This is a genomic window from Alcanivorax quisquiliarum (assembly GCF_023051175.1).
GTDB classification, from domain to species: Bacteria; Pseudomonadota; Gammaproteobacteria; order Pseudomonadales; family Alcanivoracaceae; genus Isoalcanivorax; species Isoalcanivorax quisquiliarum.
Genome location: NZ_JALKII010000039.1, coordinates 1 through 1,119, shown reverse-complemented (window position 1 = coordinate 1,119; position 1,119 = coordinate 1). Strand labels below are relative to the sequence as shown.

The following is a 1,119-nucleotide window of genomic DNA, read 5'->3' as shown; positions in this document are numbered from 1 at the left end:
TCTGCAATGAATATTTATATATGTATGTATAATTGGAGACATTTTGGATTGGCAATCAATAGGCATGGCCTTTGATGAACAGATCTTGTTCAGCAGCTTGTCCTTTGACAGTACCAGCAACATATTTGCCAAGTGAAGCTTCACCATTCGCACGAGCTCTCTTCATTAATTCATTCTGAGCTGCCTCGATGCACTCATTTTTGCCTCCCCAAGCCTTCAAAACAGAAGCTTGCAAAGCTCGCCCAAAGCTGAAAGTCAAAGGCCAAGGCTTGCGAGCTACATATTTGTTGATCGCATCCAGGTTTACAGTGGCTTCTTCTTCAGTCTGACCTCCGGAAAGGAATGTGATACCTGCAACTGCAGGGGGTACGGTTCTATTGAGAGCAGTAACGGTGGCTTGACCTATTTCGTAGGCAGAGCACCTGGTCGGGTTCTGCATGCCTGGAGTCACCATGTTCGGTTTAAGTAGGGTTCCTTCCAAATAAACATGATGGTCATTCAGAGCCTTATATACTGCAGCCAGGACAGTCTCGGTCACTTTCTGAGCACGATCCAAGTCATGAATTCCGTCTGGCAAAACTTCAGGTTCTACGATAGGCACCAACCTGTTAGCTTGACAAATGGATGCGTAACGGGCTAGGACTGTAGCATTTTCCTGAATAGCCTGATAAGAAGGAGTGTTCTTGCCTATTTTTAAGACACAGCGCCATTTAGCAAAGTGGCATCCATCTCGTTTGTACTGTGCACATCTTTCTGCTAAATCATCCAGTCCCTGAGTTGTACATTCATCTTCGGAACCAAATAATGGAACAACTCCTTTGTCGACTTTAATTCCAGGAATGATTCCCTTACTCTTGAGGAGCTCGGGAAATGTGGTACCATCATCGGTTTTTTGATAAACCGTCTCATGGAACAATATGACACCAGAAATATAATCAGATAATGCATTATCACTTGTGAACAAAAGCTGCATGTAACTTCTGCGATTTTCTTCAGTATTTTCAACTCCAATATCATTTAATCGTTTTCCTGCAGTTGAGACTGTTTCATCGGCAGCCAAAATACCTTTTCCAGGAGCGACAATTGCCGAAGCAATTTTATGAAGTTCCTCTCGCAAAG

Annotated in this window: 1 protein-coding gene; it reads right to left on the bottom strand. The window is 43.4% G+C overall.

What is annotated here, in order from left to right:
* Positions 1 to 55: 55 nt before the first annotated feature.
* The coding region (locus MU846_RS14525; protein ID WP_246953989.1) for a class I fructose-bisphosphate aldolase at positions 56 to 1,119 on the bottom strand (1,064 nt) is incomplete at its 5' end.